The 22837-nt window shown below is 74.2% G+C and carries 24 protein-coding genes; 11 read left to right on the top strand and 13 right to left on the bottom strand.

Annotated features, from left to right (window positions below):
* Positions 1 to 261 (bottom strand): transglycosylase domain-containing protein (locus PUR56_RS03925; RefSeq protein ID WP_329879060.1); only part of this gene is annotated, 261 nt, incomplete at its 3' end.
* Between the two features lie 569 nt (positions 262 to 830).
* Between PUR56_RS03925 and PUR56_RS03920 the strand changes: the two genes are divergently transcribed.
* Positions 831 to 1154 carry a WhiB family transcriptional regulator gene (locus PUR56_RS03920; protein WP_327678535.1) on the top strand — a complete coding sequence of 108 codons (324 nt, stop codon included), beginning with the start codon at positions 831 to 833 and terminating at the stop codon, positions 1152 to 1154.
* A 213-nt stretch (positions 1155 to 1367) separates the two neighbouring features.
* On the opposite strand, the gene PUR56_RS03915 is transcribed toward PUR56_RS03920, so the two are convergent.
* Both PUR56_RS03915 and PUR56_RS03910 read right to left on the bottom strand, forming a co-directional pair.
* Entirely contained in the window at positions 1368 to 2543 is a 1176-nt protein-coding gene (locus PUR56_RS03915) for an ArsA family ATPase (RefSeq protein WP_329947855.1), read from the bottom strand.
* A gap of 20 nt (positions 2544 to 2563) precedes the next feature.
* Complete coding sequence (locus tag PUR56_RS03910; protein ID WP_329879041.1) at positions 2564 to 3637, bottom strand: ArsA-related P-loop ATPase; 1074 nt, start codon at positions 3635 to 3637, stop codon at positions 2564 to 2566.
* Between the two features lie 189 nt (positions 3638 to 3826).
* Between PUR56_RS03910 and PUR56_RS03905 the strand changes: the two genes are divergently transcribed.
* The 5 genes from PUR56_RS03905 to PUR56_RS03885 all read left to right on the top strand — a co-directional run bounded on the left by PUR56_RS03905 (position 3827) and on the right by PUR56_RS03885 (position 6760).
* Positions 3827 to 3985 (top strand): DUF4177 domain-containing protein, encoded by a 159-nt coding sequence (locus PUR56_RS03905; RefSeq protein WP_329879042.1) that lies wholly within the window; start codon positions 3827 to 3829, stop codon positions 3983 to 3985.
* On the top strand, positions 3982 to 4452 hold the full coding sequence (locus tag PUR56_RS03900; RefSeq protein ID WP_329879043.1) for a RidA family protein: 471 nt from the start codon (positions 3982 to 3984) through the stop codon (positions 4450 to 4452). Before PUR56_RS03905 ends, PUR56_RS03900 begins: the two co-directional genes overlap by 4 nt.
* A gap of 91 nt (positions 4453 to 4543) precedes the next feature.
* Positions 4544 to 5500: an NUDIX hydrolase gene (locus PUR56_RS03895; RefSeq protein WP_329947853.1), complete on the top strand. Its 957-nt coding sequence runs from the start codon at positions 4544 to 4546 to the stop codon at positions 5498 to 5500.
* Positions 5501 to 5759: 259 nt separating this feature from the next.
* A complete protein-coding gene (locus PUR56_RS03890; protein ID WP_329879045.1) occupies positions 5760 to 5936 on the top strand; it encodes a hypothetical protein in 177 nt (58 codons plus the stop codon).
* Complete coding sequence (locus PUR56_RS03885) at positions 5933 to 6760, top strand: MBL fold metallo-hydrolase (protein WP_329947852.1); 828 nt, start codon at positions 5933 to 5935, stop codon at positions 6758 to 6760. Before PUR56_RS03890 ends, PUR56_RS03885 begins: the two co-directional genes overlap by 4 nt.
* 114 nt (positions 6761 to 6874) lie before the next feature.
* Here PUR56_RS03885 and PUR56_RS03880 read toward each other — a convergent pair whose 3' ends face one another.
* Positions 6875 to 7549 (bottom strand): Crp/Fnr family transcriptional regulator, encoded by a 675-nt coding sequence (locus tag PUR56_RS03880; RefSeq protein WP_030392646.1) that lies wholly within the window; start codon positions 7547 to 7549, stop codon positions 6875 to 6877.
* Between the two features lie 283 nt (positions 7550 to 7832).
* Positions 7833 to 8846, bottom strand: coding sequence for a helix-turn-helix domain-containing protein (locus tag PUR56_RS03875; RefSeq protein ID WP_329947851.1), 1014 nt, complete (start codon positions 8844 to 8846; stop codon positions 7833 to 7835).
* A 123-nt stretch (positions 8847 to 8969) separates the two neighbouring features.
* Here PUR56_RS03875 and PUR56_RS03870 point away from each other — a divergent pair, with 123 nt between their 5' ends.
* Positions 8970 to 9827 (top strand): isocitrate lyase/PEP mutase family protein, encoded by an 858-nt coding sequence (locus tag PUR56_RS03870; protein ID WP_329947850.1) that lies wholly within the window; start codon positions 8970 to 8972, stop codon positions 9825 to 9827.
* Between the two features lie 100 nt (positions 9828 to 9927).
* Here PUR56_RS03870 and PUR56_RS03865 read toward each other — a convergent pair whose 3' ends face one another.
* The 3 genes from PUR56_RS03865 to PUR56_RS03855 form a co-directional block, all read right to left on the bottom strand.
* Positions 9928 to 11133 (bottom strand): alpha/beta hydrolase, encoded by a 1206-nt coding sequence (locus tag PUR56_RS03865; protein ID WP_329947849.1) that lies wholly within the window; start codon positions 11131 to 11133, stop codon positions 9928 to 9930.
* A 183-nt stretch (positions 11134 to 11316) separates the two neighbouring features.
* Positions 11317 to 12177, bottom strand: coding sequence for a response regulator transcription factor (locus PUR56_RS03860; RefSeq protein ID WP_329947848.1), 861 nt, complete (start codon positions 12175 to 12177; stop codon positions 11317 to 11319).
* Positions 12174 to 13388 carry a sensor histidine kinase gene (locus tag PUR56_RS03855; protein ID WP_329947847.1) on the bottom strand — a complete coding sequence of 405 codons (1215 nt, stop codon included), beginning with the start codon at positions 13386 to 13388 and terminating at the stop codon, positions 12174 to 12176. The genes PUR56_RS03860 and PUR56_RS03855 overlap by 4 nt, the downstream gene beginning before the upstream one ends.
* Positions 13389 to 13702: 314 nt before the next feature.
* On the opposite strand from PUR56_RS03855, the gene nth reads away from it, so the two are divergent.
* From nth to PUR56_RS03835, 3 genes are all read left to right on the top strand, one after another.
* Positions 13703 to 14605, top strand: a complete 903-nt coding sequence (nth, locus tag PUR56_RS03850) for an endonuclease III (RefSeq protein WP_380356780.1) — start codon at positions 13703 to 13705, stop codon at positions 14603 to 14605.
* Positions 14602 to 15342 carry an NUDIX hydrolase gene (locus PUR56_RS03840; RefSeq protein WP_329947854.1) on the top strand — a complete coding sequence of 247 codons (741 nt, stop codon included), beginning with the start codon at positions 14602 to 14604 and terminating at the stop codon, positions 15340 to 15342. Before nth ends, PUR56_RS03840 begins: the two co-directional genes overlap by 4 nt.
* A 178-nt stretch (positions 15343 to 15520) precedes the next feature.
* Complete coding sequence (locus PUR56_RS03835) at positions 15521 to 16705, top strand: MarP family serine protease (RefSeq protein WP_329879054.1); 1185 nt, start codon at positions 15521 to 15523, stop codon at positions 16703 to 16705.
* 43 nt (positions 16706 to 16748) lie between these two features.
* Here PUR56_RS03835 and PUR56_RS03830 read toward each other — a convergent pair whose 3' ends face one another.
* The 4 genes from PUR56_RS03830 to nhaA form a co-directional block, all read right to left on the bottom strand.
* Complete coding sequence (locus PUR56_RS03830; protein WP_329879055.1) at positions 16749 to 16961, bottom strand: hypothetical protein; 213 nt, start codon at positions 16959 to 16961, stop codon at positions 16749 to 16751.
* Between the two features lie 168 nt (positions 16962 to 17129).
* Positions 17130 to 18173 (bottom strand): alpha/beta fold hydrolase, encoded by a 1044-nt coding sequence (locus tag PUR56_RS03825; protein ID WP_329947846.1) that lies wholly within the window; start codon positions 18171 to 18173, stop codon positions 17130 to 17132.
* Positions 18174 to 18359: 186 nt separating this feature from the next.
* Positions 18360 to 18836, bottom strand: a complete 477-nt coding sequence (locus PUR56_RS03820) for a phage holin family protein (protein ID WP_329879057.1) — start codon at positions 18834 to 18836, stop codon at positions 18360 to 18362.
* A gap of 192 nt (positions 18837 to 19028) precedes the next feature.
* Positions 19029 to 20438: a Na+/H+ antiporter NhaA gene (gene nhaA / locus PUR56_RS03815; protein ID WP_329947845.1), complete on the bottom strand. Its 1410-nt coding sequence runs from the start codon at positions 20436 to 20438 to the stop codon at positions 19029 to 19031.
* Between the two features lie 385 nt (positions 20439 to 20823).
* Between nhaA and PUR56_RS03810 the strand changes: the two genes are divergently transcribed.
* A complete protein-coding gene (locus tag PUR56_RS03810) occupies positions 20824 to 22197 on the top strand; it encodes a serine hydrolase domain-containing protein (RefSeq protein ID WP_329947844.1) in 1374 nt (457 codons plus the stop codon).
* A gap of 129 nt (positions 22198 to 22326) precedes the next feature.
* On the opposite strand, the gene PUR56_RS03805 is transcribed toward PUR56_RS03810, so the two are convergent.
* On the bottom strand, positions 22327 to 22837 hold a 511-nt coding region (locus tag PUR56_RS03805), incomplete at its 5' end, for an AMP-binding enzyme (protein WP_443034432.1).

The following is a 22837-nucleotide window of genomic DNA, read 5'->3' as shown; positions in this document are numbered from 1 at the left end:
CTTGAGGTCGACGGCGCCGTGCTCGTAGAAGCGGGCGTCCTCGATGTCGACCTGGGCCTGCCGCATGTACGGCGACATCTGGTCGGCGGCGAGGACGGTGCGGTCGCGCTCGTACACCTTGGCGATCAGCCCGCCCTTGGCGTCGAAGATCTGGGTCGCCTGGGAGAGCGGAGGGGTCTTGAAGTCGTCCGGGATGTTGGAGAAGCCCTCTGCGGTGTTCTTGGCGGTCAGGCCGAGCGCGCCGACGGCGGGCAGGGCCATGCCGGCCAGCAGGACTCCGGAGAGCACGCTGACCCCCAGGAACTTGACTCCGTGTCCCGCGTAAGCCAGCGGTGACTCGCGGCGTGTACCGCGCGGAGCTCCGGTGTTGCCTGGGGGCTGGGGTGCCTGGGGGCGCTTCGGTGCCATGGGAGAACCCTACGTTGCCGATTCCCGCACACCGGGGCAGGTGTTCGCCTAGGCTTGTCACAAGCTTGCGACAGCTTCGCTCTGTCAGCATCTGTCACTCTTGTGAGTGATGAGAATTGCCCGAATTGCCCTTTCTTGGGGGGTTTTTGAGGCAGCTGTCGCTGGCTGTGCACCTGTGTCCGGTAGCGCTCAGTGACGACTCGCGTGGCGAGAGTGGCGCCCGCGACCCTGGCAAGGCTTGCGACCTGCGGTCACTCCAACGAGTGAGCTGATCGATACCCATAGTCCAATCGGGTCATTCGAGATTGAGCCCGAAGGGGCTGTTGCAACCTGTCGTTCTTCCGTAACGTCCTCAACTGGCAACGGTGAATATGCCGTTGCCGCCGTGGGGGAGCCTCGATTCGGGAGAGGACGGCGCCGGCATGGGCTGGGTAGACGACTGGAGTGCGCAGGCCGCCTGCCGCACGAGTGATCCGGACGAACTGTTCGTCCAGGGGGCGGCGCAGAATCGCGCCAAGGCGGTGTGCAGCGGGTGTCCCGTCCGCACGGAATGCCTGGCCGACGCGCTGGACAATCGGGTGGAGTTCGGGGTCTGGGGCGGGATGACCGAACGCGAACGCCGGGCGCTGCTGCGCCGACGGCCGACGGTGGTCTCGTGGCGGCGGCTGCTGGAGACGGCCCGCACCGAGTACGAGACCTCGCTGGCCACCGGCGTGATACTGACGGACTACGCCCAGGCGGGCTGAACCTCCGGGCCGTCCGGCCGATGGCTTCACTCGGCGTTCGGCCTCGTTCGGCCCTGTTCGGTCGGTGGTCATTCCCGGCCCGTGGTCCTGCCCGGGCCGGTGACCGCACGGTCCCGCCGGTGATCGCCCCGCCGGGGACAGCCCCGCCGGGAACCGCCCGCCCGGTGACTTCGCCGTCCGGTGACTGCGCCGTCCGGTCGGTGACCGCACGGCTCAGCTGGTCGCCCCGCTGAGCCGTTCACCGATGGTGCGCAGGCCCTCCAGGTCGTGGACGTCCCCGGGGAGCGCGGCGACCTCGACGATCGGCACGTCCGGGTAGACCGAGACGAAGCGGTCGCGGGTGCGGCGCTCCCGCGCCATCACCTGCATCCGCTCGGCGTGCAGGCGCAGCAGCCCGGCCGCGAGCAGCTCGGCCTCCGGCGACGCGTGCTCCGAGCCGTTCTCCTCCAGGGCCTCGGCCGCCGCCAGCGACCGCTCCGCGGTGAGCTGCGGGACGCCCGTGCCGTGCACCCGGTTGAGTACCAGGCCGGCCAGCGGCATCCGGTCGGCGGCCAGCCGGTCCACGAAGTACGCGGCCTCGCGCAGCGCGTCCCGCTCCGGCGCGGCCACCACCAGGAACGCCGTGCCCGGTGCCTGCAGCAGCTGGTACGTCCGGTCCGCGCGTTCCCGGAAGCCGCCGAACATCGAGTCCGTCGCGCTGACGAAGGTCTGCACGTCGGTCAGCAGCTGGGCGCCGAAGATCTTGCCGAGGGTGCCGGTGAGCAGGCCCATGCCGACGTTGAGGAACTTCATCGCCGACCGGCCGCCGACCTTGGCCGGCGCGGTCAGGATGCGGATCACCTTGCCGTCGAGGAAGGACCCGAGCCGGTTCGGCGCGTCCAGGAAGTCCAGCGCGGAGCGGGACGGCGGGGTGTCGACGACGATGAGGTCCCACTCCTCGGCCGCGCGGAGCTGGCCGAGCTTCTCCATCGCCATGTACTCCTGCGTGCCCGCGAAGCCGGCCGACAGCGACTGGTAGAAGGGGTTCTCCATGATCGCCCGGGCCCGCTCGGGCTCGGCGTGGGCCAGCACGACCTCGTCGAAGGTCCGCTTCATGTCGAGCATCATGGCCTGGAGCTCGCCGTCGCCGGTGACGCCCTTGACGATCCTGGGCGTGTTGTCCAGCTCGGTCAGGCCCATCGACTGCGCCAGCCGCCGCGCCGGGTCGATGGTCAGCACGACGACCTTGCGGCCCCGCTCCGCCGCCCGCAGGCCGATCGCCGCCGCGGTGGTGGTCTTGCCGACGCCGCCCGAGCCGCAGCAGACGATGATCCTGGTCTTCGGGTTGTCGATCAGCTCGTCCACGGCGAGCCGGCTGCCGCCGCTCTGCACGTTCCCGCCGCTCTGCACGCTGTTCCGCCCGCCCGTGCTCACGCTGCCCCCTGACGCTTCAGTTCGCCCGCCAGCCGGTAGAGCCCGCCGAGGTCCACACCCTCGCCCAGCAGCGGCAGTTCGTAGGTCGGGAGCTTCAGCTGCTGGAGGTCGGCGCGCTGTTCGCGCTCCAGCTCCACCCGCTCGGCGTGCTCCCGTGCCTGGTCCAGCAGCGGGCCGAGCAGCGGTTCGACCGCGGCCCGGACGGTCTCCGGTTTGCGCGAGCGCCCGCCGAGCCCCGCCTCGACGAGGGCGAGCGCGACCTCCTCGCGGTGGTCGCCGTCGACCGCGGCCACCGCCGCCGCGTCCAGCAGCGGCGGCCGGACCATGTTCACCAGGACCCCGCCCACCGGGAGGCCGGCCTCGCGCAGCTCCTCGAAGCCGTCGACGGTCTCCTGCACCGGCATCTCCTCCAGCAGGGTGACCAGGTGCACCGCGGTCTCGGGCGACTTCAGCACCCGCATCACGGCCTGCGCCTGGGAGTGGATCGGCCCGAACCGGGCCAGCCCGGCCACCTCGGAGTTCACGTTCAGGAACCTGGTGATCCGTCCGGTCGGAGGCGCGTCCATCACCACCGCGTCGTACCGGCGGCGCCCGTCCGGGCCCTTGCGCCGGGCCGCCTCGCAGGCCTTGCCGGTCAGCAGGACGTCCCGGACGCCCGGCGCGATGGTCGTCGCGAAGTCGACGAAGCCCACCTTCTGCAGCGCCTTGCCGGCCCGGCCGAGCTTGTAGAACATGTCGAGGTACTCGAGCAGCGCCTGCTCGGTGTCGATGGCGAGCGCGTGGACCTCGCCACCGCCCGCGGTACCTCCGGGCAGTCCCAACTGGGCGGGTGAGACCGAGGCGATCCGGCGCTCCTCGTACGGCAGCGCCGCGATCCCGAACAGCTCGGCGATGCCCTGCCGGCCCTCCACCTCGATCAACAGCGTCCGGCGGCCCTCCGCTGCGAGGGCCAGCGCCAGTGCCGCGGCCAGGGTGGTCTTGCCCGTCCCGCCCTTGCCGCTGACCACGTGCAACCGCACGCCCTCCCAGTCGGGATCGCGCCGGGCCGCCTGGCCGGGGGTGCGTGCCACGCTCCGTCTCCGTCCGTCTCCGAGGGCGGCACCGCTCAGGGTGCCCTCCCGCGAGGGTAACCAGGGACCGCGCCGGATGCCGGGACTACCGGGGGGGCCAGGCCTGAATCATGCCCGGTTTGTGGGCCACCTCACACGCACGAGCGCGGGCCGCGCCGGTCGCCCGGGCGGAGCGTCTAGAGTCTGGCCATGACCAAGTGGGAATACATGACGGCACCCCTGCTCGTGCACGCCACGAAGCAGATCCTGGACAACTTCGGCTCGGACGGCTGGGAGCTCGTCCAGGTCGTACCGGGTCCGAACCCGGAGCAGCTGGTGGCCTACTTCAAGCGGGAGAAGCAGGCATGAGCAAGGTCGAGGAGAGGCTCGCCGAGCTGGGCCTGACCCTGCCGCCGGTGGCCGCCCCGGTCGCCGCCTACGTCCCGGCGCTGCGCACGGGCGAGTTCGTCTTCACCTCCGGCCAGCTGCCGATGGTGGGCGGCAAGCTGCTGAACACCGGCAAGGTCGGCGCCGAGATCACCCCGGAGGAGGCCAAGGAGCTCGCGCAGGTCTGCGCGCTCAACGGGCTGGCCGCCGTCAAGTCGGTGATCGGTGACCTGGACCTGGTCGAGCAGGTCGTCAAGGTGGTCGGCTTCGTCGCCTCCGCCCCGGACTTCACCGGCCAGCCCGGCGTGATCAACGGTACGAGCGAGCTGCTCGGCAAGGTGTTCGGCGAGGCCGGCGTGCACGCCCGGAGCGCCGTCGGCGTCACCGTGCTGCCGCTGGACGCCCCGGTCGAGGTGGAGCTCCAGGTCCGGGTCCGCGCCGGGGCCTGACCCCGCGTGTGACCGGAGGACCTCCCCGGAGCGGGGGCGGGCAGCGGATCACCCCTGTCCAACCCCGCCCCCGGGCGTTTAGCATCCGGGCATGGACCAGCGAGCAACGACGCTCCCGATGCCTCCCGGCTGGCCTGCCCGGATCCGGGCGGTCGAGTCCGGCGAGCTGAGCCCGCCCGTGCCCAAGCCGTCCGCCACCGTGGTGCTCCTCCGGGACGCGGGGCCGGACGCGGGGCCGGGCGTGGAACCGCTCGCGGATGCGGAGCCGGGTACGGACGCGGAGCGGGGCACTGCGCCGAACGCCGCCCCCGGACCCGAGGCCTACCTGCTGCGCCGCCGCACCTCGATGGCGTTCGCCGCCGGCATGTACGCCTACCCGGGCGGCGGGGTGGACCGGCGGGACGCCGAGGCGGAACTCGGCTGGGCCGGGCCCGGCCCGCAGGAGTGGGCCGAACGGCTCGGGGTGGACGCCCGCACCGCCCAGGCGGTGGTCTGCGCGGCGGTCCGCGAGACCTTCGAGGAGGCCGGCGTCCTGCTGGCGGGGCCGGACGCGGACAGCGTCGCCGAACCCCGGGACTGGAGCGCGGAACGCGCCGCCCTGGAGGCCCACGAGCTCTCCTTCGCCGACTTCCTGCGCGAGCACGGTCTGCTGCTCCGCAGCGATCTGCTGGCCGGCTGGGCCCGGTGGGTCACCCCGGCCTTCGAGGAGCGCCGGTACGACACCTGGTTCTTCGTCGCCGCCCTGCCGCCCGGCCAGCGAGCCGCCCGCGAGGTCGGAGAGGCCGACCGGGTCGCCTGGCTGACCCCGGCCGAGGCGGTCAGGGGCTACGAGGAGGGCCGGTACGGCATGCTGCCGCCGACCGTCACGGTGCTGCGCGAACTGCTGCCGGTGCGCAGCGCCGCCGAGGCGCTGGCCGTGGCCGGTGACCGTTCGCTGACCCCGGTGCTCGGTCGGGCCGAGGTGCGGGGCGACCGGCTTACGGTCCGCTGGACGGGGTACGACGAGCTGACGATCGACGGCTCCTTCCCCGTCCGTCCGGGCGGCTGAGCCCTCCGGGCCCGGACGCGGTCGAGTCCCCCGGCTCCGACGACTGCGACGACTTCAGATGACTGCGACGACCTCGATGACCTCGATGACTTCGACGAACCCGGTGAGACCGGCGAGCCGGCCGACCCGGCCGAGACCGGTGAACCGGGCGATCCCGGTGGACCCGTCGGCTCCGCCGAGCCCCCGCGGTCTCCCCGGCCTCGCCGACCTCCCCGATCCCCGTGAACCCCGTGAATCCGAGTGGAAGGACCGACGCCCGATGACCCACAACGATGTGGCTCGCCGGACGGCACGCCAGGTGCCCGCCCGCAGCCTGAACCCGCGTACCCCCGCCTGTGAGGGCGGCCTCGTCCCCTTCAGCGAGCTGGCCCAGCGCGCACTCACCCGGGTCCTCCCCCTGCGCGCGCTGCATCGCGACGGCGAGGGCGGCCGGTGAGCGGACTCCTGCCGGGTGACCCCGCCGCCGCCATCGGCGGCGGGGCCACCCCCCGGGCGCTGTGCGTGCTGGCGCCGAACCCGTCGCCGATGACGCTGGACGGCACCAACACCTGGCTGCTCTCCGAGCCCGGTTCGGACCTCGCGGTGGTGATCGACCCCGGCCCGCTGCACGAGGGCCACCTGCGCAGGGTGGTCGAGACCGCCGAGCAGCAGGGCAAGCGCGTGGCGCTCACCCTGCTCACCCACGGCCACGCGGATCACTCCGAGGGCGCGGCCCGGTTCGCGGAGCTGACCGGCTCCGAGGTGCGCGCGCTGGACCCGGCGCACCGGCTCGGCTCCGAGGGCCTCACGCACGGGCAGCGCCTGGACGTCGGCGGCCTCGACCTGCGCGTGGTCGCCACCCCCGGGCACACCTCCGACTCGCTGACCTTCCACCTGCCCGCCGACGGGGCGATCCTCACCGGGGACACCGTGCTCGGCCGGGGCACCACGATGGTCGCCCACCCGGACGGCCGGCTCGGCGACTACCTCGACTCGCTGCGGCACCTGCACACCATGGCGGCCGAGCACGGGGTGGGGACCGTGCTGCCCGGCCACGGCCCGGTCCTCGCGGACGCGCTCGGCGCCGTCGACTACTACCTCGCGCACCGGGCCTCCCGGCTGGCCCAGGTGGAGACGGCGGTCGAGGCCGGCTGCCGGACGGCGGGCGAGGTGGTGGCGCGGGTCTACGCCGACGTGGACCGTGCGCTCTGGCCGGCCGCCGAGCTGTCGGTCCGGGCCCAGCTCCAGTACCTGCGGGAGCACGGGCTCATCCCGGACTGACCCGGTGCCGCGCGGCCGAGGGGCCCGGACGGCCGAGGGGCCCGTACGCTCGGCGTACGGGCCCCTCGTCGTGCAGGCTTCCGGTCGGGTCCCGGGTCCCGGGCGGCCGATCGACTAGCGCGAGCGGCGGGAGAGCCGCTCGACGTCCATCAGGACCACCGCGCGTGCCTCCAGCTTCAGCCAGCCGCGGCCGGCGAAGTCGGCGAGTGCCTTGTTGACCGTCTCGCGGGAGGCGCCGACCAACTGGGCCAGCTCCTCCTGGGTGAGGTCGTGGGCGACGTGGATGCCCTCGTCGGACTGCACGCCGAACCGGCGGGAGAGGTCCAGCAGGGCCTTGGCGACGCGCCCGGGCACGTCGGAGAAGACCAGGTCGGACATCACGTCGTTGGTCCGGCGCAGGCGGCGGGCGATGGCGCGCAGCAGTGCGATCGAGACCTCGGGGCGCGCGTGCAGCCAGGGCTGCAGGTCGCCGTGGCCGAGGCCGAGCAGCTTGACCTCGGTGAGCGCGCTCGCGGTGGCGGTGCGCGGGCCCGGGTCGAAGAGCGACAGTTCGCCGATCATCTCGCTCGGGCCGAGGACGGCGAGCATGTTCTCGCGGCCGTCCGGCGAGGCGCGGTGCAGCTTGACCTTGCCCTCGGCGACGACGTAGAGCCGGTCGCCCGGGTCGCCCTCGTGGAACAGCGACTCACCGCGGGCGAGCGTGACCTCGGTCATGGAAGCGCGCAGCTCGCCGGCCTGTTCGTCGTCGAGTGCCGCGAAGAGTGCGGCGCGCCGCAGAACGTCGTCCACGTGCTTCCTCCTTCTCGGCCGGCCGGCCGTCAAGCCGTTCGGCACAAGTTCGTACAGTGCTCTGCATCACCAAGCATGGCGCATGTCGCTCCGATCATATGAGGAGGGGGTGCGCCGAGGGGTGCTGCGCGGGGCCATTCGTACCGCCCGTACCGCCAGGTCAACCCGGCGTCAAGCCGGGGTCACCGCGGTCGCACGGGTCCCTGAGCCGTTTCCGCGAGGTTCCCCGTGCCGTCCAGCCTGCCGATTCCTGCGCCGTTCACCGCGCCGTTCACCGGGCTGTTCACCGCGCCGCTCCCGCTCCGGAGGCCGCTTCCGGAGCGAGCAGGGCGTCGGCGACGGCGGTGCGGGCGTAGAGCACGGCGTGACCGGCCCGGTGCGCGCTGGTCAGCCCGGCCGCGCGCAGGCCGGTGAGGTGCTGGGAGACCCCGGCGGCGGAGAGACCGGTGCGCCGGGCCAGTTCGGTGGTGGAGGCCGGCGAGTCGAGTTCGGCGAGCAACCGGGCCCGGGAACGGCCGAGGACGGCGGCGAGCGCGTCGGAGCCGGTGCTCGGCCGGGGTTCCCACAGCGTGGCGATCCCGCGGGCCGGGTAGGCGAGCTGCGGCGGGTCGGGCGGCAGCGACCGGGTCAGCACCCGCGGCCAGGCGAACACCGACGGTACGAGCAGCAGCCCGGCACCGGCGTCCAGGCGCCGGACCGCGCAGTGCCGCTGCTCCAGCCGGAGCGCGCCGCCGTCCCAGCGGACCGTTTCGTGCAGGTCGTCGAGGACGTGGGCGGTGCCGTGCCCGACTGCCTGGCGGGCGCGGTGCAGCACGTCCGCGTCCAGCAGCGCGCGGATCCGGGCCCAGTACGGCGCCAGCGCCAGCTGCCAGTACGCCTTGATGTCGGCCGTCAGCCGGGGCAACCGGCCGGCCGGGTCGCGGTAGAGCGGTTCGAGCGGGGCCGGGAGCCGGCCGTCGTGCGCGGCGGCCAGCAGGTCCAGGTCGGCCCGCACCTGGGCAGGACCGGTGGCGGCGATCGCGGCCAGCTCGTCGGCGAGCGCCGGGGCGCTGGTGGCCGGGACGGGGTTGAGGAAGTCCGGCAGGTGGCCCTCGGGCGGGACCATCGCGGCCAGCCGCCGGTACACGGGTCCGGCGGCGGCCAGCCGGGGCCGGACCTGCCCCGCCCACTGCCGGTGCAGTGCCGGGACGGGCGTGTGGGCCAGAGCCCGGAGGCTGGTCACCACCTCCCACATCGGGGAGACGGCGAACCTGGTCCGCGCCAGGTCGTCCGTCGAGAACGCGAGCGCGGTCCGCATCGCCGCCACCTTCCGGTCCGGGCCGAGATTCGGTCTCAGCTTAATCACTGGAGCCGACCGTATGGCGCCCGCGAGGATTCCGGTGTCGCACCACGATCCCCCGTGTGAAAGCCGGTGACCCTCATGACCTCTCCCGCCGCCCCCCTGTCCGCGGTCCCCTCCCTCCCGGTCCTCCGTGAGCGGGCCGTACGCCTGCGGGCCCTCGTCGCCGACGGCGTGCTCGTCCTGCCGAACGCCTGGGACGCCGGGAGCGCCGCCGTGATCGCCTCGGTCGGAGCGGCGGCGATCGCCACCACCAGCGGCGGTGTCTCCTGGTCGCTCGGGCGCGGCGACGGCCAGCGTCTCGACCGGGCGGAGGCCGTCGAGGTGGCCCGTCGGGTCGCCGCCGCCGTCGACCTGCCGGTCACCGTCGATGCCGAGGGCGGTTACGGCCCGAAGCCCGACGACGTGGCCGAGACCGTCCGGGCGCTGGTCGGGGCCGGTGCGGCGGGCGTCAACCTGGAGGACTCGGTGGCCGTCGGCGGCCCGCTGTTCGCGGTCGCGGACCAGGCCGAGCGGCTGCGCGCGGCGCGAGCTGCGGCGGCCGGGGCGGGCCTGCCGGAGCTGGTGGTGAACGCCCGGACGGACGTCTTCCTGTTCGGGTTGGGCGGCCTCGACGACGTTCTCGTCCGCGCCGAGGCGTACGCGGAGGCCGGCGCCGACGGTCTCTTCGTGCCGGGCCTGCTGGACCTCGACGCGCTGGCCGCGCTCTGCGCGCGTTCGCCGCTGCCGGTCAACGCGATGGCCGTCGCGGGCGGGCCCACCGTCGCCGAGCTCGCCGCCACGGGGGTGCGGCGGGTCAGCGTCGGAACGAGCCTGGCCCAGTTCGCCTACACCGCCGCCCGGGCGGGCGCCGCCGAGCTGCTCGGCGCGGGCTCGCTGACCGAGCCGGCCGGCGCTCTCGGCTTCGGCGAGGTCGACGCCCTGTTCGGGCGGGGCTGAGGCTCGGGGTGCGGCTCGCCGCGGCGGGTCGCACCCGGGACCGGCCGCGCCGGCGGACCGCGCCGGCGGACCGCGTCGGGGGACCGCGTCGGGGGGCCGGTCAGTGAACGGGCCGTCCGGTGAGGAAGTCGAGGAGGACCCGGCGGCCGGTCTGGGAGGTGAGGCTGCCGTAGGCGTCGTCGAAGGCGTGCTCGGCGAACGGCAGCACGCGCACGGTGGTGGGGACGCCGGCCGTGCGCAGCGTGTCGCCCAGGGCCTCCACACCTCCGGGCGGGGCGCTGCGATCGCGGTCGCCGACCACGAGGAGGGTGGGCGGGAGGCCCGGGCGGACCTCCGGGGCGGGGGACACCTCGCGGTAGCGGTCGGGATACTGCGCGGGCGTGCCGCCGGTGTACAGCTCGGCGGCGGCGCGGGTGCCGGCCACGTCGCGCCGCCACATCTCGGTGACGTCGACACCCGGGTAGAAGCCCACGACCGAGGCCGGGGGCCTGGGCGCGGCACCGCTCGTCGGCCTGATCGTCCCGTTCTGCAGACGGTAGGCGGCGTTCATGGCCAGCGTGCCCCCGGCCGACATGCCGCCCAGCGCGATCCGGTCGGGGTCGAGGCCGTACGCGTCGGTCCGGTCCTGCACCCAGCGCAGCGCGGCGACGAGGTCCTGAGGGGCCTTGTCCCAGGTGGGGCGGTCGGGCCGGGCGAGCCGGTAGTCGACGGCGAAGACGGCGACGCCGTGGTCGGCCAGCCAGCGTCCGGTGCCGCGCAGGTCGGACTTGTCGAAGGTGTGGAAGCCGCCGGAGTGGGCGAGCACGACGGCGGGAGTCCGGCCGTCGTGGCGCGGGGGGAGGTAGACGTCGGCCTTCAGCTCCTCGCCGTCGGCGGTCCCGTACGTCTCCGTGGAGTCGGGCGCGGTGTCCGGGTAGGCGAGCTGGCCGAAGACCTCGCCGAACGAGACCTCGGCGCCGGCCCGCCGGGCGTCGGCGTACTGGATCCCGCCGATGACCAGTGCGGCGGCGGTCGACAGCGCCGCGACCACGGTGACCGTCCGGCCCCAGCGCACCAGGCCGCCGCGCCGGGCGGCGGTGGCGAGCGCGGCGCCGGCCAGGCCGAGCAGGGCGACGAGGAGGGGGTACTGGCCGCCGAGCACCGGTCCGATGATCCCCGCCTTGGGGATCGCCGGCAGGTATGCCCCGAGCATGATCACCGCGACCAGGAACGTGAGCGACGAGGCGAGCAGGGCGGCGGCGACCAGGACGGCTCGCCTGAGCCGGCGGGGTGCCGCCGACAGGACGGTTCGGACGGACGGGGTCATACCGGTGCTCCTGTGCGGGGTTGCGGGGTGCGGGGTGAGGTGCCGGGGCGCGGGATCGCGAGGCTCGGGCCGGCGGGTGCTCCCGCCGGCCCGCCGACACCTCCGAGCCTCCCCGAACCCGGCCGCACCCCGCGTCCCCCGGCGGAGCCAACCCCGGGACGTGGCTCTCGCGGGGGACGCCGCTCAGCGGTCCGCCGCGTCGCTCCCCGGTGTGACCAGCCCGTTCTCGTACGCGAAGACGGCGGCCTGGGTGCGGTCACGCAGGCTCAGCTTCCGCAGGATGCGGCCCACATGGGTCTTGACGGTCTCCTCGGCCACCACCAGCTCGCGGGCGATCTCGGCGTTGGAGAGGCCGCGGGCGATCTGGACCAGCACCTCGCGTTCGCGCTCGGTGAGCCCGGCGGTCGGTCCGCCGACCCGCTCGCGGGGCGGCCCGGTGACCTGCGCGGCGGCCTGTCCGGTGACCTGCTCGCGGGGCCCGCTCCGCCGGAACCGCCGAGGCGGCGAGGCGCCGGCGGACGCCTTGGTGGACGCCCCTGTCGTCCCTGAAGGCACCCCGTCCGCCGGCCCGTCCGATGGTCCGTCCGATGGTCCGGCCGCCGGCCGGGCCGCACCATCCAGCCGGGAGAACTCGGTGATCAGCCGTCTGGTCAGGTCCGGCGAGAGCATCGCCTCGCCGCGTGCCACCACCCGGACGGCCTCGGCCAGTTCCACGCCGGACGCGTCCTTGAGGAGGAATCCGGTGGCGCCCGCCCGCAGCGCCTCGTACACGTACTCGTCGAGGTCGAAGGTGGTGAGCACCAGGATCCGCGTGGTCCCGCCCAGCAGCCCGGTGATCCGGCGGGTGGCCTCGATGCCGCCCAGGACCGGCATGCGGACGTCCATCACGATCACGTCGGGGCGCAGCTCCTCCGCGCGGGCGACGGCCTCGGCGCCGTCCCGTGCGGTGCCGACCACCTCGATGCCGGGCTGGGCCCCGAGCAGGACCGAGAAGGCCTCGCGGACCATGCCCTGGTCGTCGGCGATCAACACCCTGGTCGTCATGCCGGGCCGTCCTCGTGGGGGGTGGTGGTGGGCAGGACGGCGGTGACCTCGTACCCGCCGTCGGAGGTCGGACCGGCGGCGAGGTCGCCCCCGAGCATCGCCGCCCGCTCGCGCATGCCGGTGAGCCCGTGACCGCTGCCGGGGGAGGGCGGTGCCTCCTGCGTCGCGGGCCCGTTGGCGACCCGCAGCCCCAGTGCCGCGGGGCGGTAGGCGAGTTCGACGACGGACTGCGCGCCGGGTGCGTGCCGCAGCGTGTTGCTCAGCGCCTCCTGGACGATCCGGTAGGCCGACAGCCCGACGCCCGGCGGCAAGGGGCGGCGCGGGCCGTCGACGACCAGACCGACCGTCAGCCCGGCGGAGCGGACGGTGTCCAGCAGCGCGTCGAGCCGTTCCAGGGAGGGCTGCGGCGCGGTGCCGCCGAACCGTTCCTCCGGACCGTCCGCACGCAGCACGCCCAGGAGGCGGCGCAGCTCCGTCAGGCCGTCCAGGGCGACCGCGCGGATCGCGGCCAGTTCGGCGACCAGTTCCGGCGGCGGGTCCGCCACCCGGTACGGCGCCGCGTCCGCCTTGATCGACACGACGGACATGTGGTGGGCGACCACGTCGTGCAGCTCGCGCGCGATCCTGGCGCGTTCCTCCAGCACGGTGCGCAGCGCCCGTTCGTGCGCGGTCGCGGCGGTCTGCTCGATCAGCCGGGCCCGGTCCTTGCGGCGTCCGCGGCGGACCGCGCCGATCAGGACCGCCAGCGCGAACCACCCGCAGCCGACCGCGACCAAGGCCCACGACCCGACCGGCAGGCCGGCAAGTTTCAGCGACGCGCCGCAGAGCGCGCTCACGGAGGCCGCCGTGACGGACACCGCCGGCCGGTTCCGCAGGGCGAGCAGGAGCAGCACTCCGGCCTGGACCGGCCACGTCCACAGCTCGTTGTCGTGCGTGGGCGGGTGGGCGACGGGGATGACGACGGCGAGCGCCGTCGCCAGCCACCAGGCGACCACCGGCCGGCGCAGCGCGACCACCAGGGTCCCCGCGTGGGCGACGGCCAGCAGGCGCGCGACCGGGTCCGCGCCCGTCGCGGCCAGGGCCAGGGCCCCGAGGACCACGGCGCCGTGCGGGAGCCACCGCAACCGTGGCGGCCAGACCAGCGGCGGCAGCGGCTGCGGCCGGGGGGCGAGCAGATCCGCTCCTACGTGCCGCGGTGCGGGCCGGCTCACCGGCCGCACAGGCGGTGGAGCTGACGGCGGCGCGGGCGGTGGTGCGGACGGCCTCGGCGGCGCGGCGGTCGAAGCACCGTCAGAGGGCACGGGCCGTCGGGCCCGGGCGGAAGGAAGGCCCTCGGGGCGGCGGTGCTGACCATGCGGGTGACGCTATCCCGTGCGCCCCCGCCCCGGCGAACGCGCCCTCCCGGGGGCCCCGCCCCGGTGAACGCGCCCTCCCGGCGGCCGGTGTGCGGCGTGCCGCCACCGGTCGTCCATCGGTCATCGCTGATCCGCCGCACGCGGCGGACCGTCCGGCGTAGCCTTCGTGCATGGCAGAGAGCAAGGTCCGGCAGGCCGGGACCAAGGCGGTCGCGAAGCCGGCGACCAAGGCGGCTGCGAAGCCGGCGGCGACGGTCAGGCCGAGGAAACCGGAGTCGCACCTGGCGATGGTGCGGCGGGCGCGGCGGATCAACCGGGAGCTGGCGGAGCTGTACCCGTACGCGCATCCGGAGCTGGATTTCGACAACCCCTTCGAGCTGCTGGTGGCCACGGTGCTGTCGGCGCAGACCACCGACCTGCGGGTGAACCAGACGACACCCGCACTGTTCGCGAAGTACCCGTCGCCGGAGGACATGGCGGCCGCCGACCCGGCGGAGCTGGAGGAGATCATCCGGCCGACCGGCTTCTTCCGGAACAAGGCGAGGTCGCTGATCGGCCTGTCGATCGCGCTGCGGGACGAGTTCGGCGGCGAGGTCCCGGGCCGGCTGGAGGACCTGGTCACCCTTCCCGGCGTCGGTCGCAAGACCGCCAACGTCGTGCTCGGCAACGCCTTCGGGGTCCCGGGGATCACCGTGGACACCCACTTCGGGCGGTTGTCCCGACGGTTCGGGTGGACGGCGGAGGAGGACCCGGTCAAGGTCGAGGCGGTCGTCGCGGAGATCTTCCCGAAGTCCGAGTGGACCATGCTCTCGCACCGGGTGGTCTTCCACGGCCGCCGGATCTGCCACTCCCGGAAGCCCGCCTGCGGGGCCTGCCCGATCGCGCCGCTCTGCCCCGCGTACGGCGAGGGGGAGACCGATCCGGAGAAGGCGCAGAAGCTGCTCAAGTACGAGATGGGCGGCCAGCCCGGCCAGCGGCTGAGGCCGCCCGCGGACTTCCCGGGCGAGGCCGCCGCCCGCGCCGACGCCGCCGCCCACCGGGGCGAGGTCGCCGACCTGGCGGTGGCCGAGTGACCGCCGGCGCGGCCGGGATCGAGCGGGACGGCCTGCCGTCCTGGCTGGAGCCGGTCCGGGAAGCCGCGGAACGGGTGCTGCCCGAGCAGCTGAGCCGCTTCCTGCCGCCCCCCGAGGGCGGACGCGCCGCCGCCGTCCTGATGCTGTTCGGCGAGGGCGCCACCGGTCCGGACGTCCTGCTCATCGAACGGGCCCGCTCGCTGCGCTCGCACGCGGGCCAGCCGTCCTTCCCGGGCGGCGCGCTGGACCCGGAGGACGGTGACCCCGCCGGCCCCGGGCCGGTCGCGGCGGCGCTGCGGGAGGCCTGGGAGGAGACCGGACTGGATCCGGCCGGGGTGCAGGTCTTCGCGACCCTGCCGGCCCTCTACATCCCGGTCAGCCGGTTCGTGGTGACCCCGGTGCTCGGCTGGTGGCGCGAGGAGTCGCCGGTCCGGCCGGTGGACACCGCGGAGACCGGCGCGGTGTTCCGGGTGTCGATCGACGAGCTGACCGACCCGGCCAACCGGGCCAGGCTCCGCCATCCCTCGGGTCACCTGGGCCCGGCCTTCGCGGTCGCGGGGCGTCTGGTGTGGGGCTTCACCGCCGGGGTGATCGACCGGGTGCTCCACCACAGCGGCATGGAGCGGCCGTGGGACACCGCCAGGATCGTCAATCTGTCGGACGAGGCGCTGGAGCTGGTGCAGGGCGACCGGGACCGCTCCCGTGCGGTGCTCGGCCGCGACTCCGGGCCGTCGTGAGCGGGGGCGCGGCGGGTCCCGTCCCGGTGAGCGGGAGCGTGGCGGCCCGTGCGGCGGCCCGCCCGGACGTGGCGGCCCGTGCCGCCGGCCGTGCGGGAACGGCGGGCCGGACCCTCCCGGCCGCCCTCCCGGCCGCCCGCCCGTCCGCGCGCGCGGCGCGGCATGGGAGGGTGTTCGGGTGAACGTCCTGGATGTGCTGTTGATCGCCGCCGCCGTGGGATTCGCCGTGTCGGGCTACCGGCAGGGCTTCGTGGTCGGCGTGCTGTCGGTCCTCGGCTTCCTCGGCGGCGGCCTGCTCGCCGTCCAACTGCTGCCGTTGCTGCTCGACCACCTCAGCCCCGGGACCACCGCCTCCGTGATCGCCGTGGTGGTGGTGATCGTGCTGGCGGCGATCGGCCAGGCGATCACCACCCACTTCGGCTGGAAGCTGCGCGGCCACATCGACCGCCGCCCGGCGCGGGCGCTGGACGCGGCCGGCGGGTCCGTGGTGAACGTGATCTCGATGCTGCTGGTGGCCTGGCTGATCGGTTCGGCCCTGGCCGGGACGTCCCTGCCGACCGTCTCCAAGCAGGTCCGCACCTCGGCGATCCTGAGCGGCGTGCAGGACACGCTGCCGTCCGACGCGCCCAACTGGTTCTCGGACTTCTCCAAGGTGCTCGCCCGCAACGGCTTCCCGCAGGTGTTCAACCCCTTCGAGCACGAGCCGATCACCCAGGTCGACATCCCCGACCCGGCGCTGGCCGCGAGCCCGGCGGTGGCGAAGGCGAAGCAGAGCCTGGTCAAGGTGGTCGGCACCGCCACGTCCTGCGGCAAGACGCTGGAGGGCAGCGGCTTCGTCTACGCCCCGCACCGGGTGATGACCAACGCCCACGTCGTCGGCGGGGTCGACGAGCCCACCGTGCAGATCGGCGGGGTCGGCCAGCTGTACGACGCGACGGTGGTCCGCTACGACTGGCAGCGCGACATCGCGATCCTGGACGTGCCCAAGCTCAACGCGCCGCCGCTCGGTTTCGCCGGCGAGGCGAAGACCAACGACAGCGCGATCGTGGCGGGCTTCCCCGAGAACGGCGCCTTCAACGTGCAGCCGGCCCGCATCCGCGGCCGGATCCAGGCGAACGGTCCGGACATCTACCACCGCGGCCAGGTGGTTCGGGACGTCTACTCGGTGCGGTCGCTGGTCCGCCAGGGCAACAGCGGAGGTCCGCTGCTCACGCCGGACGGCCAGGTCTTCGGGATGGTGTTCGCCAAGTCGCTGGACAGCGCGGACACCGGGTACGTGTTGACCGCCGCCGAGGTGCGCGAGGACGCCGAGAAGGGCAGCACGGCCACGGCCCGGGTCGACACCCAGGGCTGCGCCCTCTGATCCGTACGGCCGCCGGTCCTCCCGGGGGGGCCGGGTCGGGGCCTCAGGTCTCGCGTCGGAGTCTGGCGCCCACCCAGCGGGCGCGACGGCCGAGGATGCGTGGGATGCCGAGCTGCCGCTGGTCCGTGCGCTGGTGGCGGTCCACGACGTCGTAGCCGAGGTCGTCCGACCAGTCGGTGCGGTGGGCGGCGGAGCGCTGCGGGCTGGTGTGGCGTCGGCCGCGCGGGGCGCCGTCGCGATCGGGCATCCAGGTCATACCGCAATGGATGCCCCTGGGCCGACGGGGGTAACCACGGGAGTTGTGCCCATCTTGGCCTATGCGTTTGTCATATGAGCACACTGTAAAGGGAGTTGGGACCTTCGACCCTGATCATCGGCCCGCTCGCGGACGAACCCGGACGGACCCGGGTGCCCCGCCCTGCACTCAGTCCTTGTGGCGGCCGATCCAGTCCAGCAGTTCCGCGGTGAACTGCTCCGGCGCCTCCTCGTGCGGGAAGTGCCCGATCCCGGGCATCAGCCGCCAGCGGTACGGCGCGGCGACGTACTCACCGCCGCCGAGCGCGGTGTGGGACAGCAGCACCGGGTCCGCGGCGCCCTGGACGTGCAACGTCGGCGCGGTGATGGGCTTCTTCATCCGGCGGGCGAACTGGATGCCGTCCGGCCGGGCCATCGACCGCAGCAGCCACCGGTACGGCTCGATCGAGCAGTGCGCGGTGCTGGGGATCCGGATCGCCCGCCGGTACGCGGCCACCGTCGCGCGGTCCAGCTGGTTGCGGCCGGTCCAGTCGTCCAGGTAGCGGCCGACCAGTGCCGCGTCGTCGGCCACCAGACGGCGTTCCGGTATCCACGGCCGCTGGAAGCCCAGGACGTGATCGAAAGCGGCCATCTGGCGCCGGTCCGTGAGCAGGGCCCGACGGAGGTCGCGCGGGTGTGCCGCCGAGACCACGGTGAGGCTCTGGATCACCGACGGCCGCATCACCGCCGCCACCCAGGCCAGCGTCCCGCCCGAGGCGTGGCCGACCAGGTGGGCCCGGTTCTCACCGAGGGAGCGGATCACCCCGGTGATGTCGAGCGCGAGGTTGCCCGGGTCGTAGCCGCGCGGGGTGCGGTCGCTGCCGCCGATCCCGCGCAGGTCGAGCGCGACGGCCCGGTAGCCGGCCGCGGCGAGCGCGGTCAGCTGGTGGCGCCAGGCCCACCAGTACTCGGGCCAGCCGTGCACCAGCAGGACCAGCGGGCCCGCTCCCAGCTCGGCGATGTGGAACCGGGCACCGTTGGCGGCGAGGTCGCGGTGGGTCCAGGGCCCCGCCTGCCGGATGTCCCACGCGGAGTCGAGGGGGGCGTCGTCGGTCGTCCCGTTGACAGCGGCGCCGTCGGTGGGGCCGGAGGCGCTGTCGTGGTCGTCGTCGCCGGATGTGCCGCCGGAGCGGGCGGACGGCTGCGCGGGCACGGGCTTCTGGTCGAGCGACATACCGAGAGCGTGTCACATCCCCGTGCCGGACACGTGCCCGGCACTCGCACTCGGTGCGTCAGGCGTCCCGGGGCTCGCCGCCCGGCGCCACGGGCCCACGGCGTCCGCCCGTCCGCTCGCCGCCGGCCTGTTCGCCGCCGGCCCGCCGTCCGCCCGGCGGGTGCCCGCGTCCGTTCCGGCCGCCCTTTACGGGATGCGGCCCAGGGCCCGGTCGATCTCCTCCTTGGTGGCGGGACGCGGCCGGGCGTTCTTGAGTACGTCGGCGGTCTTCTGGGCGCCCTCGATGGTCCGGTGCGGCTTCTCGATCCGCTTGAACGAACGCAGCGCCAGCAGGCCGAGCAGTACGGCCAGGAGCAGGTACGCACCGGCCACGATCAGGAACGACCAGCCCAGCGAGAGGCCCAGCGCGTGGATCCCGTACGCCGCGGCGGCGCTCAGCATCGGGACGGCGGCCAGCGCCACCACACCGGCGACCACCAGCGAGACGCCGCCGGAGACACCGCGCTTGACGTCCGCGCGCAGCTCGGCCTTGGCGAGCGCGATCTCGTCGTGGACCAGGGCGGACAGGTCGGTGGTGGCCGCCGCGAACAGCTGCCCCACCGAACGCTCGCCCTCGTAGGGCGCCCGGCCGTTGCTGGACGGGTCTGCGGCTCCTGCGGGCATCAGCTGTTCTCCTCTTCGGCCGTGCGGCGTGTGACGCCGCCGCACGGTGCGGCTCCCGGGCGGTTCCGGGTGACCGGGGCGGCCCGGCGGCGTCGGTGGACTGTCGACAGTTCAGAATCATGCCCCTACCGCCCGAGCGCACACCACTCCGGGGGCCCCGCCGGAGGGACGTGTCCCGGCGGTCGGGCCGCCTCAGCGGGTCCCGTCCGGGCCCTTCTCGGTGGGGCGGGTGGGCTCCGTCCCGCCGGCCCGCTCGGCTGCACGGGCCCGTTCGGCCATGCGGGCCTGCCAGGCGGGGTCGTCGAGCTGGTAGACGTCGGGGACGCCGTCGCCGTCCAGGTCGCGGTCCTCCTCCTCGCACAGTTCCTGGTAGTGACGGTTACGCAGTTTCAGCAGGACGGTGGCGATCAGCGCGCAGAGCAGCGAGCCCACCAGAACGGCGGCCTTGGAACGGTCGGCCAGCGCCGGGTCGTCCGGGAAGGCCAGTTCGCTGATCAGCAGTGAGACGGTGAAGCCGATGCCGGCCAGCACCGAGACCGCGAACATGTCCGCCCACTTGAGCTGCGGGTTCAGCTCGGCGCGGGTGAAGCGCGCGGCCAGCCAGGTACCGCCGAAGATGCCCACGGTCTTGCCGACCAGCAAGCCGAGGATGATGCCGAGCGGGGTGGCCTGGGTGAACACCTCGCCGAGCGCCGGCCCGGTGATCGTCACCCCGGCGGCGAACAGCGCGAACACCGGCACGGCCAGCCCCGCCGAGACCGGGCGGACGAGGTGTTCGATGTGCTCGCCGGGGGACTGCTTCTCGTCGCCCTCCCGGTGGCAGCGGAGCATCAGGCCCATCGCGACGCCCGCCACCGTGGCGTGCACGCCGCTCTCGTGCATCAGCGCCCAGTTCAGGAAGGCCAGCGGAACGAACAGGTACCAACCGTGCACCCCGCGCCGGTGCAGGAACCAGAACAGCACCAGCCCGGCGAAGGCCAGTCCGAGCGCCCAGAACTTGATGCCGGAGCTGTAGAAGATCGCGATGATCAGGATGGCGATCAGGTCGTCCACCACGGCGAGGGTGAGCAGGAAGGCCCGCAGCGCGGACGGCAGGTGGCTGCCGACCACGGCCAGCACGCCCAGCGCGAAGGCGATGTCGGTGGCGGTCGGGATCGCCCAGCCGCCCGGGTGGCCGCCGGCGCCCGAGTTGGCGAGGGCGAAGAGGACGGCCGGCAGCGTGACGCCGCAGACCGCGGCCACCACCGGCAGCAGTGCGGCACTCGGGGTCCGCAGCTCGCCGGCGACGAACTCGCGTTTCAGTTCGATGCCGGCCACGAAGAAGAAGATCGTCAGTAGCCCGTCCTTGGCCCACGCGTCCAGCGTGAGGTCCAGGTGGAGCGGTCCGGAGGGCCCGACGGTGTAGTCGAGGACGCTCTCGTACGCGTGCGGCCAGACGTTGGCCCAGATGAGGGCGATCACCGCGGCGATCAGCAGCAGGATGCCGCCGACCGTCTCCGTCCGCAGGGCGTCGGTGATGTACGTGCGCTCGGGGAGGGACAACCTGCCGAGGAGCTGGCGGCGTCGGGTCGTCGGCTCTTGGGCGGGCGGCTGGCTGGCCACGAGGGACCTCCTGGGGCGGGGAAACGGTGTCCGGATGCACCTGTGGTGCAGTGCCGACCAGACTTCCCGGCGCGCCCTGTGACGCGGAATCTTGATGCGTCGTTGACATTCTAGCGGGAACGGCAAGGCGACGTCCGGATTGTCATACTTCAGGACTTAGGACTTGGCGGCCTGTTCTGCACCCGTCCGAACGGAGGTGCGACACCCGAACGGAGTCTGCGGCATGCAGACGGGTGAACCGCTCCCTATCGTCGACCGCAGGCGCCGGCCCGGTTCAGCCCGGCCGGTGTCCAGCCCCGTTCCCTTCCTCCTCGGGAGGCACCACCATGCCCGGACCACCCCTCTTACGACTCCCGTCGCGGCCCTCCCACCGGAGCCCGCGGTGATGAACGGCGCCCTCCACCGCTCGCCCGGTCCCGACGCCTCGTCCGACCACCGGCCGGACGACCGGCCGGACCGCCTGCCCGGTCATCGGCCCGGCCCGGGCTCCGGTTCCGCCTCCGGTTCGGCCGCTGCCGCTGCCTCCGAGCCCGGGCCGGACCTCGGCCGCCTGCTCCGCCCGCTCTTCCGGGCCGCCGCCCCGGGTGGCGGTGCCGCCGTGGTGGTGATCCGTGGGGACGAGCGGACGGTCGCCTGCCGCGGGCACGTCGACCGCTCCGTCGAACGCCCGGTTCGTGCCGACACCCGCTTCGAGCTCGGCTCCGTCACCAAGACCTTCACCGGGCTGCTGCTCGCCGAGATGGCGGCCCGCGGCGAGGTCGGTTACGACGATCCGATCGACCGTTACCTGCCCGCCGACGCCGCCCCCGGCTACCCGCACGAGCGGCCGATCACCCTGCTCCACCTGGCCACCCACACCTCGGGGCTGCCCCGGCTGCCGGACGGGCTGCTTCCCGCGGTGGCCCCGCGCTGGTTCACCCGCCCGTACGCCACCTTCGGTCCGGCCCACCTGCTCCGGGCGCTGCCCCGGACGGCGGTCCGAGGAACCCCGGGTGCGCAGGTGCGGTACTCCAACCTCGGCTGCGGCCTGCTCGGACTCCTGCTGGCCAACGCGGCCGGACAGCGGTATGACGATCTGCTCGCCGCCAGGGTCTGCGGCCCGCTGGGACTGGTGGACACCTCCTGCGGTCCCGGCCGCGAGGAGGACGCCGGCTACCGGCGCGGTAGGCGCGTGCCGTCCTTCCGGCTGCCCGCCCTCCCGGGCGCCGCCGCGCTCCGTTCCACGGCGGACGACATGCTCCGTTACCTGCAGGCGAACCTGGCACTGGACGCCGTGCCGCTCCCCGAGCGGGCCGACGCGGCCGTGCTGCGGACGGCGCTGGGGGAGGTGCGTCGGCCGCGCACCGGCGGGCGGCGCGGCGGCCCCCGGATCTGTCTGGGCTGGAACCACCGCGCGTCGTGGTCACACCGGGGTCCGGCGGATCCCGAGGATCCCGAGGACCTCTCGGACGGGGCGGACGTGGCAGAACTGGCGGGCGCGTCGCGCTCGGCGGCCCGGCCGGGTCCGGAGTCCCCGGCGGAGTCGGGCGCCGGTGCGGAGGGCATGGAGGGCGCGCTGGGCACCGTGGGCACGATGGGCGACGAGCTGGTCTACCACGCAGGGGTCACCCGGAGGTCCACCACCTTCGTCGGGTTCAGCCCGCGTGCCCAGGTCGGGATCGCGGTGATGGCCGGCGCGCTGCCGCTGCGCAGCCGGAGCCTGGTCCAGGGCGCCTACGAGACCCTGCGCACGCTGGTCGCCGAGCGCCGGGGCGGCTGACGGGCCGGCCGCCGGGGGGTCACCGGTCCACCCCCGCCGTCGCCGACCACGGTGCCCCCGGGCGGTCGCAACCGCCCGGGGGCACCGTGGTCTCCGGGTCTTCCGGCGTTCTCGGCCCGGTCGGCCCGGTCAGCCCTCGCTGCCCGCCGGGGGGAGCTGGGCCTGGATGAGGTTCATCACGGTGGAGTCGGCGAGGGTGGTGGTGTCGCCGATCTCGCGGCCCTCGGCGATGTCGCGGAGCAGACGGCGCATGATCTTGCCGGAGCGGGTCTTCGGGAGCTCGCCGACGACCTTGATCTGCTTCGGCTTGGCGATCGGGCCGAGGGTCCGGCCGACGTGCGCCCGCAGCTCCTCGACCAGCTCGGGGCTGTCGGCGGCGGTGCCGCGGAGGATGACGAAGGCGACGATCGCCTGGCCGGTGGTGGCGTCGGCGGCGCCGACCACGGCGGACTCGGCCACGGACGGGTGTCCGACCAGGGCCGACTCGACCTCGGTGGTCGAGATGTTGTGGCCGGAGACGAGCATGACGTCGTCGACCCGGCCGAGCAGCCAGATGTCGCCGTCCTCGTCCTTCTTGGCACCGTCACCGGCGAAGTAGCGGCCCTCGAACCGCGACCAGTAGGTGTCGATGTAGCGCTGG

The sequence above is a fragment of the Streptomyces sp. BE303 genome (assembly GCF_036290945.1).
In the GTDB taxonomy this organism is placed as follows: Bacteria; Actinomycetota; Actinomycetes; order Streptomycetales; family Streptomycetaceae; genus Kitasatospora.
This window is presented reverse-complemented; position numbering and strand designations above follow the sequence as displayed.

What these genes read in the sequence shown, in the direction of transcription:
- PUR56_RS03890 (WP_329879045.1), top strand. Translation starts at nt 5,760, where the DNA reads ATGACCCACAACGATGTGGCTCGCCGGACGGCACGCCAGGTGCCCGCC.
- PUR56_RS03820 (WP_329879057.1), bottom strand. Translation starts at nt 18,836, where the DNA reads ATGCCCGCAGGAGCCGCAGACCCGTCCAGCAACGGCCGGGCGCCCTAC.
- PUR56_RS03825 (WP_329947846.1), bottom strand. Translation starts at nt 18,173, where the DNA reads ATGTCGCTCGACCAGAAGCCCGTGCCCGCGCAGCCGTCCGCCCGCTCC.
- PUR56_RS03875 (WP_329947851.1), bottom strand. Translation starts at nt 8,846, where the DNA reads ATGCGGACCGCGCTCGCGTTCTCGACGGACGACCTGGCGCGGACCAGG.
- PUR56_RS03830 (WP_329879055.1), bottom strand. Translation starts at nt 16,961, where the DNA reads ATGACCTGGATGCCCGATCGCGACGGCGCCCCGCGCGGCCGACGCCAC.
- nth (WP_380356780.1), top strand. Translation starts at nt 13,703, where the DNA reads ATGGCAGAGAGCAAGGTCCGGCAGGCCGGGACCAAGGCGGTCGCGAAG.
- PUR56_RS03810 (WP_329947844.1), top strand. Translation starts at nt 20,824, where the DNA reads ATGAACGGCGCCCTCCACCGCTCGCCCGGTCCCGACGCCTCGTCCGAC.
- PUR56_RS03895 (WP_329947853.1), top strand. Translation starts at nt 4,544, where the DNA reads ATGGACCAGCGAGCAACGACGCTCCCGATGCCTCCCGGCTGGCCTGCC.
- PUR56_RS03865 (WP_329947849.1), bottom strand. Translation starts at nt 11,133, where the DNA reads ATGACCCCGTCCGTCCGAACCGTCCTGTCGGCGGCACCCCGCCGGCTC.
- PUR56_RS03905 (WP_329879042.1), top strand. Translation starts at nt 3,827, where the DNA reads ATGACCAAGTGGGAATACATGACGGCACCCCTGCTCGTGCACGCCACG.
- PUR56_RS03920 (WP_327678535.1), top strand. Translation starts at nt 831, where the DNA reads ATGGGCTGGGTAGACGACTGGAGTGCGCAGGCCGCCTGCCGCACGAGT.
- PUR56_RS03870 (WP_329947850.1), top strand. Translation starts at nt 8,970, where the DNA reads ATGACCTCTCCCGCCGCCCCCCTGTCCGCGGTCCCCTCCCTCCCGGTC.
- PUR56_RS03900 (WP_329879043.1), top strand. Translation starts at nt 3,982, where the DNA reads ATGAGCAAGGTCGAGGAGAGGCTCGCCGAGCTGGGCCTGACCCTGCCG.
- PUR56_RS03860 (WP_329947848.1), bottom strand. Translation starts at nt 12,177, where the DNA reads ATGACGACCAGGGTGTTGATCGCCGACGACCAGGGCATGGTCCGCGAG.